The sequence below is a fragment of the Nonomuraea sp. NPDC059007 genome, assembly GCF_042740555.1.
Classification (GTDB): Bacteria; Actinomycetota; Actinomycetes; order Streptosporangiales; family Streptosporangiaceae; genus Nonomuraea.
Genome location: NZ_JBHYJD010000039.1, coordinates 24,862 through 39,759 on the forward strand (window position 1 = coordinate 24,862; position 14,898 = coordinate 39,759).

The window sequence follows — 14,898 nt, forward strand, 5'->3', positions numbered from 1 at the left end:
ACCTTCTCCTTGCTGGGGGATCAGAGGTGTTCGAGCCGCCCTTGACGGCGGGCACGTTCGGCGGCGAAGACGACCCGGTGGCTGTCGACGCTCTCCTGGATGCCGGAGAGGATCAGTTCGGGACGGCCCTCGTGCAGGGCGGTGACGAAGGATTCGATCAGTGACTCGTCGCCGCCCGCGTGGCCCTCGGCGGCGTTGGATCCGCCGCGCGAGGTGTCGATGGTGGTGGTCCGCTCGGATGCGAAGTCATAGACGTGGATGAACCGCCCGTCGCCGGTGAGCTGGCCGAGCGTGCCGAAGATCTTGGTGTGGCGGTTCTCCAGGGGTGTGAAGGCCGTCATCGTGAACGAGGCCGTGGCGCCGCCCTCGAACTCCATCCCGACCACCTGGTGATCGACGACGTCGTTGTCGCTGGCATAGACGCACCTGCCGTACGGCCCCTCGGCCAGCGCCCGGGTGACGGCCTCCTCGGTGAGCACTCCGCCGGACATGACCCGGGTGAAGTACCGCTTGGTCCCGCCGTGCCGCAGCCCGTCGCGATAGAGCGTGACCGCCGAGTACGCGCAGCTGTCGCGCAGGGGGCAGTCCAGGCACCGGTCGGCCGCTCCGGCGGGCCGGTTGGCCGCGGTGAAGTGCTTCAGCCCGCCGAAGGAGGAGACCCTGGTGACCCTGCGGCCCACCACGGCCGTCAGCCAGTCGATGTCGTGGCAGGACTTGGCCAGCAGGGCGAAGGCCGTCTCGTCGGTACGCCGCCAGTTGCCGCGCACGAAGGAGTGCGCGAAGTGGTAGAAGCCGATCGGTTCCAGGTGCTCCACGCTGACGATCTCGCCGATCAGCGGGAGCAGCTCACGCAACGTCCTGGTGTAGGGGGTGTAGCGCATGACATGGCAGACCGCGATCGTGGCGCCCGTCCTGGCGGCCGCCTCGCCGATCGCGAGGACCTGCTCCTCGACCGGGGCGATGGGCTTTTCCAGCAGGATGTCGTAGCCCTGCCCGGCGAAGACCTCGGTGGGCTCCAGATGGTCGGCGTCGAGGGTGGCGATGATCACCGCGTCGGCGATGCGGCCCAGGGCGGCCATCTTCCGCCAGTCGTCGAAGATCCGGTCGGGCGTGAGCGCGTGCCGTACCCGGAATCGATCGCGAACGGCGGCGCGCGGCTCGGCCACGGCGATCACCCGCGCCTTGTCCGGATGGCGCGCGGCCAGCTCGGCGTAGGCGGCGCCGCGGGCGCCCGCGCCGACCACGGCCAGCGTGACGGGCCGGTCGAGCGGCTTCCCCGCATGGTCCTTCAGGTTGATCATCCTTTGACCGCTCCCCCGGTGAGTCCCTTGACGAAGTGCTTTTGCAGCAGCAGATAGAAGATGAGGATGGGCAGCGCCGAGAGCACCATCAGGCCGAACATGCCGCCGTAGTCCCGCTGGAACTGGCCGAGCGCCCGGTAGACGCCCACGGTGACCGTGGTGCCACCGGCCGGGCCGAGGATGATCAGCGGGTTGAGGAAGTCGTTCCAGATCCACACGCCCAGGAAGATCAGCACGCTCGCGGTGGCCGGGCGCAGCAGGGGGAAGACCACCCGCCAGAACGTGCCGAACCTGCCCGCGCCGTCGATCGCGGCGGCCTGCTCCAGCTCGATCGGGATGGCCCGGATGAAGCCGGAGAAGACGAAGACGCCGAACGGCACGTAGTAGCCGACGTTGAACAGCACCAGCCCGCTGATCGTGCCCATCAGGTGGGTCAGGTTGAGCACCTGGGTCACCGGCACCAGGATCACCTGCGGCGGGATCATCAGCCCGGCCAGCAGGACCAGCAGCATGACCCGCGCGAAGCGGGAGCGGGTGCGGCAGACGTAGTGGCCGAGCATCGCGGAGACGACCGTCAGCAGCACGATCGACAGCAGCGTCACCGTGACGCTGTTGATCAGGCCGTTCCAGAAGAGGGCGTCGGGGCGGGTCAGCGCCTGGGTGAGGTTGTCCAGCGTGGGCGGGATCGGCAGCGCCGCGGGGGCGGCCGTGATGTCCGGGCCGTGCTTGAACACGTTGGCGACCACCAGATACAGCGGCAGGAAGAAGGCGGCGGCCACGCCGATCGCGAGCACCTTGCGGATCACAGGTCCACCTCCCGGCGGTTGAGCACCCGCAACACCACGCCGGAGACGATCGTGATGATCACCAGCATGAGGACGGCCATGGCCGACGACTCGCCGGTGCGGTTGGCGGTGAAGCCCACCTGGATCACGTTGAAGGCCACCGTCGCGGTGGTGCCGACGCCGGGACCGCCCGCGGTCAGCACCTGGATGTGGTCGTAGGCCTTGAATCCGGTGATCAGCAGCATGACCGTGTTGGTGGTCAGCGCGGGTGCCAGCAGCGGCCAGGTCACCTTGCGGAAGCGGGTCCACGGACCCGCCCCGTCGATCGAGGCGGCCTCGTGCAGCGACTGCGGCACGCCCTGCAGCGCGGCCAGGTAGACGACCGAGCAGAAGCCGAGCATCTGCCAGCTGATGATCATCCCGATCGAGTACAACGCCAGATCGGGATCCGACAGCCAGCCGATCCGGGTGCCGAGCAGCCGGTTGACCAGGCCCTCGTCCTGCAACATCGCCATCCAGACGACGCTGACCACCACCGAGCTGAGCACCACGGGGATGAAGAACACACTGCGCAGCGCGTTGTAGAGCCAGCCCTTGCGGTCCAGCAGGACGGCGACGCCGACACCGGCCACGTTCGGCACGATCACGATGATCAGCGTGAGGATCGTGGTGACCTTGAGCGAGGTGAGGAAACCCGAGTCGGTCAGCAGCCGCAGGTAGTTGTCCAGGCCGACGAAACGGGCCGTGGGAGTGAACAGGTTGGCGTTGGTCAGGCTGTACCCGAGGCTGAGCAGGATCGGCGCCAGCACGAAACAGGCGTAGATCAGCAGTCCCGGGGCGACGAAGCTCAGCAGGTAGGCCAGCCTGTCCCAGGGGACGGCCGCCCTGCGGGCGGCCGCCGGAGCGGTGCGGAACATCTACTGGCCGCCCGCCTTGGCCCACTCGTCGTCCAGGACCTTGGCCGCCGTGTCGCCGTCGGTCTTGCCGGCGATGATCTCCTGGGCGAGGGCGAAGACCTTGTCGCCGACCCCGGGCAGCAGCGCGTCGTCGCCCGTCTCGACGGTGAAGGCGTTGACGACGGTCGCGGACTTGAGCACGTCGAGGGTGGCGTTGTAGACCGGGCCCATCGGCGGCGGCCGGTAGCCCTTGATGGCGATGATCGCGGCATCGGTCTTGACCAGCACCGCGTTGTTGTCGGCGTTCTGGTTGAACTCCAGGGCGAAGGTCCTGGCCGCGTCGAGGTTCTTGGACTTGGCGTTCACGATCGGCCCGCCGCCGGTGAAGGCGGGAACCACGACCTTGCCGTCGTCGGTCGGCCAGGCGAAGACACCGACGTCGAAGGAGGGTTTACCGGCCTCGGCGGAGGCGGCGAACCACGAGCCCATCGGGTACATGGCTCCCTTGCCGTCGAGGAACGCCTTCTCGGTCGAGGGATAGTCGCGGCTGAGCCCGGCCTTGTCCACGTATCCCCGCTTGACCAGGTCGGCGAACTTCCGCGTCGCCTTCACGAAGAGCGGGTCGCCGAACCGCACCTGCCCGGCCCGCCGCTTGAGCAGGAAGTCGGGCTGCCGGGCATAGACGTCCGAGCCGACGAGCGCCATCCAGAGGTAGCCGGCCGCGAAGGCGTCCTTGCCGCCGCCGCCCACGACGAACGGGTTGACGCCCTTGTCCTTGAGCTTGCCGGCGACGTCGAGCAGGTCGGCGTACGTCTTGGGCGGCGCGCTGATGCCGGCGTCGGCGAACAGCTTCTTGTTGTAGTAGACCAGCGGCGTCGGCTGGGTGTTGTAGGGGAGCTGGTAGATCTTCCCGCCCAGCGGGTTCGACCTGGGGAAGTCGTAGTTCTTCAGCTCCTCGTCGGTCCAGGCGTAGAGGTTGCCGCTCTCGGCGAACCCGCTCGGCGCGATGGCCTGCATGACGTCGGGCAGCTGCCCGGAGGCCAGGAGCTGCTTGGCGTAGGCGTTGCGCTCGCCGGCGCTGGGCGCCACCAGCTTCTTCACCGTGATGTCCGGATGTTTGTCGGTGACCCGCTTGATCGCCGCGTCCCAGTACTGCGGGGTCAGGTTGGGCGTCTCGAACGTGAGGAAGGTGACCTCCTTCTTCCCGCTGAGCACCGGCTGTTGACTGCCCGCTGGGGCACACGCGGCGAGTGCCAGTGCGGCAGCGGTGAGGACCATGGCCTTCTTCATGGTGGATATTTTTAGTAGGTCTTCAAATAATTCACAATGCCCTACCATCAAATCGTGACCTTGACCGGACAGGACCCAGCCCTGCTGCGCCGCCTCAACGCGGCAGCTGTGTTGCGCGCTCTCCATGGCGCCGAGGAGCTCACGCTGACCCAGATCGTCAAGATGACGTCGGTGTCCAGGGCGACGGTGGAAGACGTGCTCGCGGGCCTGCCCGGCCTGGTGGAGGAGGTGGTTCCCCCGCCGGGCGGCCCGCGCGCCGTCGGCCGTCCCGCCAAGCGCTACCGGTTCAGGGCCGAGGCGGGGCATGTGGTCGGCCTCGACATCGGCCCGCACAAGGTGCTGGCCGTCACCGCCGACCTCAAGGGCACGATCGTCGACACCCGCCGATCGGCCGTCACCCCCGCCACCGACCCCGCCGCCAGGATCGCCGCGGCCAAGGCGGTGGTGCGCAGATCCCTGCGGTCGGCGGGCGTCTCGTCCGTGCGCGCGCTCGGCGTCGGTACGACCGGTGTCGTCGATCCCGCGGTGGGCAAGGTCGTGCTCAGCGACCGGCTGCCCGCGTGGACGGGCATGGACCTGCGCTCCGCCCTGGACGGTCTGGCCGGCGGCCCCGTCCTGGTGGGCAACGACACCAACCTGGCGGCCGTCGCCGAACGCTGGCGCGGAGCGGCGGCGGGGACCGACGACGTGCTGTGCATCCTGGTCGGCAGGAGCATCGCCGCCGGCCTGCTCATCGGCGGCAAACTGCACCAGGGCCGCAACGGCGCGGCCGGCGAGATCGGGGTGATGCGCGCCTTCGGCTGGTACACCGCGCTCGACCGTTTCCTGGCCTACGCCGGCCACGACCCCGACCGCGAAGGCTCCGCCAGGAGCGCCGCCGAACGGGTCTTCGAGGCCGTCCGCCAGGGTGACGAGGAGGCCGCGACGATCGTCCGCGCCTTCGCCCAGGACCTGGCCAAGGGGATCGGTGCCGCGGTGCTCACCGTCGATCCCGAACTGGTGGTGGTGGGCGGGGGCATGTCGGGCGCGGGCGAGTTGCTGGCGGCGCCTCTGCGTGCGGCACTGTCCGAGATCTGCCTGTTCCCGGTGCGGGTGGAGGCCTCGACGCTGGGCACCGAGTCCGTCGCCCTGGGCGCCGTACGGCTGGCACTCGACCACGTGGAGGACGAACTCTTCGGCGTCCGGGCCTGAATGCGTAGAAGGGTCGGTAGGGGTACGCGACGCACCATTCCCCAGGCGGGCACCAACCCCTAAACTCGGCATTTCACGGCCTGTTATCCGGCGTTGTCCAACCGAGCACGTGAACGGGACACGACATGACCGCAGCCTTGGGACAGTCGGCGGTGACGCGGATACGGACGAGGTCGCCCGTGCTCGTCGGACGGGAGCAGGAGCTGGGCGACCTGCTCGCGGTCCTGTCGGCCCGGCCCGCGGTGGCGATGATCGAGGGCGAGGCGGGGGTCGGCAAGAGCCGCCTGGCGGGGGAGCTGATCGCCCAGCCGGACCTGGCGAGCTTACGGATCCTGACGGGCTACTGCCAGCCGCTGCGCGAGCCGTTCCCGTTCGGTCCCGTGCTGGAGGCCGTGGACGGCCTGCGCGGCTTCACCCACCCCTTCCAGCGCGCCCGTCTCAGCCCCGTCACCGGAATGCTGCGCGACCTGCTGCCCGAGTTGTCGGAGCACCTGCCGCAGTCCCCGGCCCCCACCGGCGACCCCCAGGCCGAGCGTCACCGGCTGTTCCGCGCGGTCCGCGAGGTGCTCGGCGCCGCGGGACCGGCGCTGCTGCTGATCGAGGACCTGCACTGGAGCGACGAAGGCACCCGCAACCTGCTGTCGTTCCTGCTGTCGAACCCGCCGGCCAACCTGGCCGTCGTGCTGAGCTACCGGCGCGAGGAGGTCGCGGGCGGCGTGCCGCTGGGCCGCGCCTACCGCCCGCCGCCGCGCGCCGGCAGCATCGTGGTACGGCTGCGCCCCCTCACCCTGGGCCACGTCCGCACGCTGGCCTCCTGCATCCTCGGCGGCTCCGTCCCCCTGGACTTCGCCACGCGCCTGTACGAGCGCACGGCCGGCCTGCCGTTCGTCATCGAGGAGACCCTGCGCGCGGTGCGCTCCTCGGCGGGCGGCGTCCCCCTGGACGGCGCGGCCGCCCGCCGCCTGCTGGACAACGCCGAGGTCCCCGTCCTGCTGCGTGAGGCCATGGCCGAACGGCTGGCGAGCCTGTCCGGCGACGCCATCGCGCTGGCGCAGGCCGTGGCGGTCCTGGGCACACCCGCGACGCTGGAGCACCTGCGCGAGGTGTCCGGCCTCGACGACCAGCGCTGCCGGACCGCGCTCGGCGCCGCACTCGACCGCGGCGTCCTGCACGAGATCGACGAGTGCGTGTACGGCTACCGCCACGCCCTGGCCCGCCAGGCCGTCTACGCGACCATGGCCGGATACGAGCGCCGCCGCCTGCACCTGCGGGTGATCGACGTCCTGCGCCGCCTCGACCCGCCGCCGCTGGTCCGCCTGGCCGACCACAGCCGCCACGCGGGCCTGGCCGAGGACGCCCAGCGCTACGGCGAGGCCGCGGCCGACGCCGCCGTCCGGGTCGGGGACATCGCCGCCGCCACCCACCTGCTCCAGCGCCTGCTCAACGACCCGGGACTGCCCGCCGGAGACGTCGACCGGCTGGCCATCAAGCTCGGCGAGATCGCCCACACCGGCCTGGACCAGCGCGACCCGTCCACCACGCTCCAGCGGCTCCTGGACGACCCGCGCCTGTCGGCCGCGGCCAGGGGGGAGGTGCGGCTGTTCCTCGGCTGGATGCTGATCCGCCAGGCCGAAGGGCTGGACGAGGGCCGCGCGGCGATCGCCAAGGCGGTGGACGAGCTGGAGGACCGGCCCGACCTGGTCGCCAGAGGGATCGCCTCGCTCGCCCTGCCCTACCTCGGCACCACGCCGCTGGCCCGGCTCCACCCCTGGACGCGGCGGCTGAAGGTGGCGCTGAAGAGCGTCCCCGAGGGCGAGCTGCGCATGTCGCTCCTGGCCAACTACCTGCCGTCCCTGGTGACCGTCGGCGACCCGGGCACGCCGCGGGTGCCGGAGCGGGCCTCCGGGCTCGGCGCCCAGCGGCACCTGGCCCGCCTGCGCTGCAACCTCGCCGACTCCTGCGTCTGCACCGGCCGCTACGAGCGGGCCGGGCACCTGCTGCGCGACGGGCTGCACCTGGCCGCGCAGGTCGGCGCCACGTTCGTGACCAGCACCGGGCAGGCCACGCAGGCCCGGCTGGACTGGATGCTCGGCCGCTGGGAGGGCCTGGACGAGCGCACGCTGCGGCTGCTGGAGGAGTACCGCGACCTGCTGCCGGTCGCCAGCGAGCTCTCGCTGGTGCTCGGGTGGCTGGCGAGCGCCCGGGGCGAGTGGGAGCAGGCGGAGGGCTGGCTGGCCGGCACCGGCATCGCCGTACCCCAGGAGTCCATCATCCCCGTCGTGCTCAGCGCGTTCGCCGCGCGCGCCAAGGCGCGCCTGGCCAGGGGCGAGCGGGAGCTGGCCGGCACCGACGTCGACCGCGGGCTGCGCGTCGCGCGGACCAAGGGCGTGTGGGCCTGGACGGGCGAGCTGGTCCCGGTGGCGGTCGACGTCCTGGTGGAGAGCGGGCGGGCGGAGGAGGCGAGCACCCTCCTCGCGGAGCTCGAACGCGGGCTCGCCGGGCGGCACGCGCCCCTGGCCGCCGCGGCGGTACGGATGGCCGGCGGGCAGCTCGCCCAGGCCGGCGGCGACCCGGTCGCGGCGTCGGCGCACTTCGAGCAGGCCAGGCGGCGTTACGAAGAGCTGCCCGCGCCCTACTACGCCGCCCTGGCCGCGGAACGGCTCATCCTGTGCGGCGGCGCCGTGGAGAAACTCGCCGAGCTCGGCGACGCCTTCGCCGCACTCGGCGCCACCTACGACGCCGAGCGGTGCCGCCACCACCTGCGCGCCCACGGCGTCGTCGTGCGCCGCGGGCGGCGGGGCTACGGCGACACGCTCTCGCCCCGCGAGCAGGACGTCGCACGGCTGCTGGCCACCGGCCGTACCAACCGGGAGATCGCCGGGATGCTGTTCCTGTCGCCGCGCACGGTGGAGACGCATGTCGCGCGCATCCTGCAGAAGCTGGGCAAACACTCCAGGACCGAGTTGCTGCAGTAGGTAGCCGCGGGCAAAGACCGGTACCCCTACCCACCCTGTCCCTGATGGTCAGCGGTGCGGGCGCGGGCTGAGCGTGGTCGGCAGTTATCCCCATCTCCTCCCCCAGGAGTGCGGAAAGGACCACACGTGACATTTCCCCGCCCGCGGGCTCTGCTGCCGCTGGCCGTCGCGGCGGCGCTGATCCCCCTCGGCCCGCCCGCCGCCCACGCCGGCCCCGCCACCCCACCGGCCGCCAACTACGAGGCCGACACCGTCCCCGCACCCGGCCCCGGCGGGCCGGTGGGCTTCTACAACGGCCAGGACGCCACCGTCCAGGAGTACCCCGCCATCATCGCCGGGCTGCGCGAGGGCGGCTCACGCCCGCAGGGCCAGTCGTGCACGGGCTCGGCGGTCGCCCCCCGCAAGATCCTCATCGCCGCCCACTGCGCCGACGCCGCCGGCGAGAAGAGCTTCCTGTACGGCCTGGACGACCTCAACGCCGGCGGCGGCTTCCGTACCCGGGTGATCGAGTACAAGAAGCACCCCCGGTACGTCACCTTCGACCAGGGCTACGACGTGGCCGTCGTGACCGTCGCCGACGACATCCCGGTACCCGGCGGCGGCTACGCCAAGGTCGCCACCTCCGCCGACGAGGGGCTGGCCGTACCCGGGCGCGACGGGGTCGGTTACGGCTACGGCAAGAAGGACTTCAACGACACCGCCCGCGACGTCACCCTCGACAAGGCCACGCTGCCCGTCGTGGACGGCGAACGGCTCTGCCAGGGCGTCGGCGCCGGGTTCAAGGCGGCCACCATGATCTGCGCCGGGTACGGCGACGGCCGGGTGACCATCCTGCCCGGTGACAGCGGCGGCCCCCTGATCATCGACGGCAAGATCGTCGGCGTCGCGTCGTGGAGCCGCGCCGACTTCAAGTGGTACAGCGTCTACGGCCGCCTCACCAACGACATGGGCGACTGGGTCAAGGAGCAGATCGGCGGCCAGCAGCCGGGCGAGTTCGGCCTGTCGCTGTCTCCGTCGGATGTCAGGACGGCCCCCGGCCAGTCCGTCTCGACCACCGTCGTCTCGACCGCCTCCGGCGCCCCCGAGTCCGTCACCCTGTCCGCCGCCGGGCTTCCGGCCGGGGCCAGGGCCGTCTTCCAGCCCACCTCGATCATGACCGGCGACACGGCCAGGCTGACCGTCGAGACCTCGGCCTCGACCCCCGCCGGGACCTCGCCGATCACGGTCACCGCCACCAACGCCGCGGGCAGGACCGCCGGCGCCACGCTCACGCTCACCGTCGAAGGCGGCCCGCCGACGGGTGAGGTGAAGGTGACGCTGAACCCGCCCGCGGCCTCGATCCGCTCCGGCATGATGGCCACGACCTCCGCCACCGCGACCGGAGGCGCGGGGAACCTGACCCTGTCGCTGTCCGGGCTGCCCGCGGGGGTCCACGCGCTGATGACGCCTGCGACCATCCCGCAGGGCGGCCGGAGCTCGATCACCCTCCTGACCGGCTTCTCCCAGGCGACCCCGCCCGGCACCTATCCCATCGTGCTCAGGGCGAGGTCCGCCGACGGCAGGACCGGCACGGCGACCTTCACGCTGACCGTGAGAAGGTAGCCGCCCCTGCCGCCCCTGCCGCCCACGCCTCCGGCCCGGAGGCGTGGGCTCAGGCGAAGTGCATGACGATGGCCAGGCCGACGACGTGCATGAGCACCACGGCGACGAGCAGCGAGACGAACACGAACTTGGCCGGGCCGTGCTCGAAGTGCTTGCCCTCCTTGAGAGGAGGCAGCTTGGCCTGCCGCTCGGCGATGCGCTCCTCCAGCGGCTTGCGGTGAAACATGCGGACGTCCCTTTGTGCGGCATTGATTGGTAGGCTATTAATTTGTACACCAACTAATCTAGCGGCCGTCACCCGGAGGCGTACACACATGGAGTCTGTGACAGACACAACAGATCTCCTGGCCCTGGACCGCCAGGTCTGCTTCGCCCTGAGCATCGCCTCGCGCAGCGTCATCGCCCTGTACCGCCCGCTGCTGCAGCCCATGGGGCTGACCCATCCGCAGTACCTGGTCATGCTGGCGCTCTGGCAGCACGAGCCGCTGTCGGTCAAGGAACTCGGCGAACTGCTCCGCCTCGACCCGGGCACCCTGTCGCCCCTGCTCAAACGGCTTCAGGCGCTCGGCTACATCCACCGCGAACGCAACACCAAGGACGAACGCGCCCTGGCGGTGACCCTCACCCCCGCCGGGCGCGCGCTCAGGGCCGAGGCCGAGAAGATCCCCCCGGCCATCGTCGAACGTCTCGGCATGGACCTCGCCGAGCTCCAGCACCTGCACGGGGTCCTCACGCGAGTGATCGCGGCGACCGACCGCGACCCGCGGGAGCCGTAAGGTGTGATCAGTAGGTCGGTGCCATGGTGGTCGGTGGGCGCGCTGACGTGTTCGCCGTGCCGTGAACGCGTCCGCTTCCCGCGACGCGCTCACGGCAGGGCATGACGCACCCAAGGAGTGCCATGACCGACCACCACACCTCTGATCGCGCCGACGTTGTCGTCGTCGGTGCCGGAATGGCCGGGCTGACCTGCGCGAACGCCCTGCTCGGGCGGGGCGCCGACGTCCTCGTGCTGGAAGCGCGCGACCACGTCGGCGGGCGTACGCGCACCGTCGAGGCCGGCGGCGAACGCGTCGATCTCGGCGGCCAGTTCATCGGCCCCGGCCAGGATCGTGCCTACGCCCTCGCCGAGGAACTGGGCATCGAGGTCTTCGCCACGTACAACGCCGGCGACCACCTGATGGAGACGGCCGCCGGGCGCGTACGGCCCTGGCGGGGGACCCTGCCCAGGCTGAGCGTCCCCGAGATGCTCGATCTGGCGCAGGCGATCGCCAGGTTCGAGCGGCTCGCCCGCACGATCGACCCGGCTTCCCCCTGGAGCGGGTCAGGCGCCGCCCGGCTCGACGGCCAGACGCTGGGCGGCTGGCTGCGCCGTACCCTCTGGACGAAGGGGGGACGCGAGCTGTTCACGGCGGCGAGCCGGCTGATGTGGGCCTGCGAGCCCGGCGAGCTGTCGCTCCTGCACGCGCTGTTCTACGCCAGGGCGGCCGGCGGGCTGAACGCGGTGATGGCCACCGAGGGCGGCGCGCAGCAGGACCGGCTCGACGGCGGCGCGGGCGAGATGGCGCGGCGGCTGGCCGCCCGCCTCGGGGACCGGGTCCGCCTGGCCGCGCCGGTCCACCGGATCGCGCGCACCGCCTCCCACGTCGTGGTCACGACCGGTTCCGGCCGGAGCGTGCGGGCCGATCAGGTGGTGGTGGCGATCCCGCCGACGCTGGCCGGGCGCATCCTCTACGACCCGCCGCTGCCCGCCGCCCGCGACCGCCTCACGCAGCGCCTGCCCATGGGCGGTGCGATCAAGTGCGTGCTGGTGTACGGCGAGCCGTTCTGGCGCGCGGCCGGGCTCAGCGGGCAGGCCGTCAGCATGCGCGGCCCCGTCGACGGCGTCGCCGACAGCAGCCCGCGAACGGGAGGACGCGGCGTCCTGGTCGCCGTGCTGCACCGACCGGCGTCCCAGGCGGCGGTCCTGGAACAGCTCACCCGGCTGTTCGGCGCCGCGGCGGGACGGCCGGTCGCCTGGGTCCAGCACGACTGGAGCGCCGACCCGTTCAGCCGCGGCGGGTACGCGGCGCTCTTCCCCCCGCACACCTGGACCCGGTACGGCCCGGCGGTACGCGAACCGGTGGACCGTGTCCACTGGGCGGGCAGCGAGACCGCGACCCGCTGGTACGGCTACATCGACGGCGCGATCCGCTCCGGTGAGGCCGCCGCCGAGGCGGTGACGTAGCCTGCCGGACCAGGCGCGTACCGCATTCGACCCCTCCCGTGCGGTACGCGTGCCGACAACCTCCAGCCGGAGCCCGCGATACTCGGCACATCGTGTCAAAGACACAAACAACGATCTACCTGTAGAAATGCTCAGAATCGCTTTCTACGAGGAGATCCCCATGACCAGACGTGCCAAGGCGGCACTCGTGGCCACCGCGCTGGCGGCCGGAGCCATCACCGGGGCCGCCCCGGCAGGAGCGGTGTCGGCCAACGTCGTCATCGCCGAGGTCTACGGCGGCGGTGGCAACTCCGGCGCCACGTGGAGCAACGACTTCATCGAGCTGTACAACCTGGGATCGGACGCGGTGAACCTGAGCGGCTGGAGCGTGCAGTACGCCTCGGCCGCGGGCACGACCTGGCAGGTGACCCCGCTGAGCGGCAGCCTGCCCCCCGGCAGCCGCCTGCTGGTCCAGGAAGCCGCCGGAACCACCGTCACCGACAAGCCGCTACCGCCCGCCGACGCCACCGGGACCATCCCGATGAGCGCCACCGCGGGCAAGGTCGCCCTGGTCTCCAGCACCACCGCGCTGGCCGGCTCCGACGTGGTCACCGCCCCGGGCGTGATCGACTTCATCGGGTACGGCACGAGCGCCAACGCCTTCGAGGGAGCCCCGGCCCCCGCGCCGTCCAACAGCAACTCCATCAGCCGCGCGGCCACCCCCGTGGACACCGACAACAACGCCGCCGACTTAGCCGCCGGCGCGCCCACGCCCACCAACCTGGCCGGGCAGACCGGCCCCGGCGGCGGCGAGCCCACCCCGACCCCGACCCCGACGCCCACCGCCGACCCGTGCGACACCGCCGCCACCCACCAGGTCGCCGACGTGCAGGGCGCGGGCTCCGAGAGCCCGCTGGCCGGGCAGCAGGTCCGCGTCGAGGGCGTCGTCACCCGTACCTTCACCAGCGCCACCGCGCGCTCGGGCTTCTTCGTCCAGGACGACACGCCCGACGCGGACCCGGCCACCTCCGACGGCCTGTTCGTCTTCGCCCCCGCCTTCGCCTCCACCGCGCTGAACGCGGGCACGCGGGTCAAGGTCTCCGGCACCGCCACCGAGTTCGGCGGCGCCACCCAGCTGTCCACCGTCACCGCGCTCGACGTCTGCGGCACCGGCACGATCGCCGCCGCCACCCTCACCCTGCCGATCGCCGCCTCCGACACCTTCGAGCGCCTGGAGGGCGTACTGGTGACGGTGCCCGGCAAGCTGACCGTCAGCGAGAACTACTGGCACGCCCGCTACGGCCAGGTGCTGGCCGCCACCGGCGGACGCCTGTACATCCCGACCGACCGCCCCGGTGTCGACCCCGCCGCCGACCTGCGCCGCTCCGTCGTCATCGACGACGGCTCCTCCGGCCAGAACCCCAACCCCATGCCGCACTACCCGGCCGGCGACCAGCTCGCCCGCTCCGGCGACGGCGTCAGCGGCCTGACCGGCGTGCTCAACCAGGGCGCGTACGGCTCGACGAGCACGAACGTCAGGTACCTCGTGCACCCGACGGGCCCGCTCACCTTCACCCGCGACAACGCCCGCACCTCGGCTCCCGCCAAGGTGGGCGGCGACGTGAAGATCGCCACCTTCAACACCCTGAACTGGTTCACCACCCTCAACGCCGCCGGATACCCCAACCCGCCCTACAGCCCCGGTTTCACCCCGCGCGGCGCCAACACCCTCACCGAGCGCGACCGCCAGCTGGCCAAGGAGGTGGCCACGCTGAAGGCGCTCAACGCCGACATCGTCAGCCTCATGGAGGTCGAGAACCCCAGGCCCGATCTGGCCGGCACGGGCTTCCTGCCCGCCGCCCTGGAGGCCCTGGTCGACGCGCTCAACGCCGAGGTCGGCGCGGGCACGTACAAGCTCATCACCCACCCGGGCCCCGGCACCGACGCCATCGCGGTCGCGATGATCTACAAGCCCGCCGCCGTGAAGCCGGTCGGCTCGCCCAAGACCATCTCCGACCCCCGCTTCTTCAACGCCCGCCCGCCCCTGGCCCAGACCTTCCGCTCGACCAAGCTCCTGCTGTCGCTGCGCCCGTTCACCGTGATCGCCAACCACTTCAAGTCCAAGAGCTGCGGCGACGCCACCGGTGACAACGCCGACCACGGCCAGGGCTGCTGGAACGCCCAGCGTGTCCTGCAGGCACAGGCCATCATCGAGATGATCAAGAAGCAGAAGCTCGTCAACCCGCTCGTCGTGGGCGACCTCAACGCCTACAGCGAGGAGGACCCGATCCAGACCTTCGCCTCCGCCGGGCTGCGCAGCGTCAGCAAGCAGTTCGTGCCGCTGGCCGGCCGCTACAGCTACGTCTTCGGCGGCGCCTCCGGCGAACTCGACCACGTCCTGACCACCAAGCAGGTGATGCGCCGCATCGCCGGCGCCACCATCTGGCACGTCAACGCCGACGAGGACGTCTACTACGACTACAACACCGAGTTCAGGACGGCGGGCGACCTGTACAGCCCCGGCCCCTACCGCGCCTCGGACCACGACCCCCTGCTGCTCGGGCTCGACCTGTTCGGCCTGGTCGGCAACAAGCACTAGACCCCGCTGAAGCAAGGGCGGGCCACTCCGGGCCCGCCCTTGCTTCGGTACGGGCC

11 protein-coding genes are annotated in these 14,898 nt (G+C 71.5%); 6 read left to right on the top strand and 5 right to left on the bottom strand.

Going from position 1 to position 14,898, the window contains the following annotated elements; all coding sequences use genetic code 11:
- Positions 1-20: 20 nt before the first annotated feature.
- The 4 genes from ACFWY5_RS42745 to ACFWY5_RS42760 are packed head-to-tail and all read right to left on the bottom strand — an operon-like array spanning position 21 to position 4,272.
- On the bottom strand, positions 21-1,301 hold the full coding sequence (locus ACFWY5_RS42745; RefSeq protein WP_379638260.1) for a Gfo/Idh/MocA family protein: 1,281 nt from the start codon (positions 1,299-1,301) through the stop codon (positions 21-23).
- On the bottom strand, positions 1,298-2,107 hold the full coding sequence (locus tag ACFWY5_RS42750) for a carbohydrate ABC transporter permease (RefSeq protein ID WP_379638262.1): 810 nt from the start codon (positions 2,105-2,107) through the stop codon (positions 1,298-1,300). The genes ACFWY5_RS42745 and ACFWY5_RS42750 overlap by 4 nt, the downstream gene beginning before the upstream one ends.
- Positions 2,104-3,003 carry a carbohydrate ABC transporter permease gene (locus ACFWY5_RS42755; protein ID WP_379624128.1) on the bottom strand — a complete coding sequence of 300 codons (900 nt, stop codon included), beginning with the start codon at positions 3,001-3,003 and terminating at the stop codon, positions 2,104-2,106. Before ACFWY5_RS42755 ends, ACFWY5_RS42750 begins: the two co-directional genes overlap by 4 nt.
- Positions 3,004-4,272, bottom strand: a complete 1,269-nt coding sequence (locus ACFWY5_RS42760; RefSeq protein ID WP_379624130.1) for an ABC transporter substrate-binding protein — start codon at positions 4,270-4,272, stop codon at positions 3,004-3,006.
- Between the two features lie 54 nt (positions 4,273-4,326).
- On the opposite strand from ACFWY5_RS42760, the gene ACFWY5_RS42765 reads away from it, so the two are divergent.
- The 3 genes from ACFWY5_RS42765 to ACFWY5_RS42775 all read left to right on the top strand — a co-directional run bounded on the left by ACFWY5_RS42765 (position 4,327) and on the right by ACFWY5_RS42775 (position 10,040).
- Positions 4,327-5,463, top strand: coding sequence for an ROK family protein (locus tag ACFWY5_RS42765; RefSeq protein ID WP_379638263.1), 1,137 nt, complete (start codon positions 4,327-4,329; stop codon positions 5,461-5,463).
- Positions 5,464-5,642: 179 nt separating this feature from the next.
- A complete protein-coding gene (locus ACFWY5_RS42770; RefSeq protein WP_379638264.1) occupies positions 5,643-8,438 on the top strand; it encodes an AAA family ATPase in 2,796 nt (931 codons plus the stop codon).
- 126 nt (positions 8,439-8,564) lie between these two features.
- Positions 8,565-10,040 (top strand): trypsin-like serine protease, encoded by a 1,476-nt coding sequence (locus tag ACFWY5_RS42775; protein WP_379638265.1) that lies wholly within the window; start codon positions 8,565-8,567, stop codon positions 10,038-10,040.
- Positions 10,041-10,089: 49 nt separating this feature from the next.
- Here the strand turns inward: ACFWY5_RS42775 and ACFWY5_RS42780 are convergent, their stop codons facing one another.
- Entirely contained in the window at positions 10,090-10,266 is a 177-nt protein-coding gene (locus ACFWY5_RS42780) for a hypothetical protein (protein WP_379624138.1), read from the bottom strand.
- A gap of 88 nt (positions 10,267-10,354) precedes the next feature.
- Here ACFWY5_RS42780 and ACFWY5_RS42785 point away from each other — a divergent pair, with 88 nt between their 5' ends.
- The 3 genes from ACFWY5_RS42785 (at position 10,355) to ACFWY5_RS42795 (ending at position 14,842) form a co-directional block, all read left to right on the top strand.
- Positions 10,355-10,816, top strand: coding sequence for a MarR family winged helix-turn-helix transcriptional regulator (locus ACFWY5_RS42785; protein WP_379624140.1), 462 nt, complete (start codon positions 10,355-10,357; stop codon positions 10,814-10,816).
- A gap of 122 nt (positions 10,817-10,938) precedes the next feature.
- The gene (locus ACFWY5_RS42790) at positions 10,939-12,264 is read left to right on the top strand and encodes a flavin monoamine oxidase family protein (protein ID WP_379638266.1); all 1,326 of its coding nucleotides are present in this window, start codon (positions 10,939-10,941) and stop codon (positions 12,262-12,264) included.
- A gap of 160 nt (positions 12,265-12,424) precedes the next feature.
- The gene (locus ACFWY5_RS42795) at positions 12,425-14,842 is read left to right on the top strand and encodes an ExeM/NucH family extracellular endonuclease (protein ID WP_379638267.1); all 2,418 of its coding nucleotides are present in this window, start codon (positions 12,425-12,427) and stop codon (positions 14,840-14,842) included.
- The last annotated feature ends 56 nt before the right edge of the window (positions 14,843-14,898 follow it).

What these genes read in the sequence shown, in the direction of transcription:
- ACFWY5_RS42745 (WP_379638260.1), bottom strand. Translation starts at nt 1,301, where the DNA reads ATGATCAACCTGAAGGACCATGCGGGGAAGCCGCTCGACCGGCCCGTC.
- ACFWY5_RS42755 (WP_379624128.1), bottom strand. Translation starts at nt 3,003, where the DNA reads ATGTTCCGCACCGCTCCGGCGGCCGCCCGCAGGGCGGCCGTCCCCTGG.
- ACFWY5_RS42760 (WP_379624130.1), bottom strand. Translation starts at nt 4,272, where the DNA reads ATGAAGAAGGCCATGGTCCTCACCGCTGCCGCACTGGCACTCGCCGCG.
- ACFWY5_RS42780 (WP_379624138.1), bottom strand. Translation starts at nt 10,266, where the DNA reads ATGTTTCACCGCAAGCCGCTGGAGGAGCGCATCGCCGAGCGGCAGGCC.
- ACFWY5_RS42785 (WP_379624140.1), top strand. Translation starts at nt 10,355, where the DNA reads ATGGAGTCTGTGACAGACACAACAGATCTCCTGGCCCTGGACCGCCAG.
- ACFWY5_RS42790 (WP_379638266.1), top strand. Translation starts at nt 10,939, where the DNA reads ATGACCGACCACCACACCTCTGATCGCGCCGACGTTGTCGTCGTCGGT.
- ACFWY5_RS42795 (WP_379638267.1), top strand. Translation starts at nt 12,425, where the DNA reads ATGACCAGACGTGCCAAGGCGGCACTCGTGGCCACCGCGCTGGCGGCC.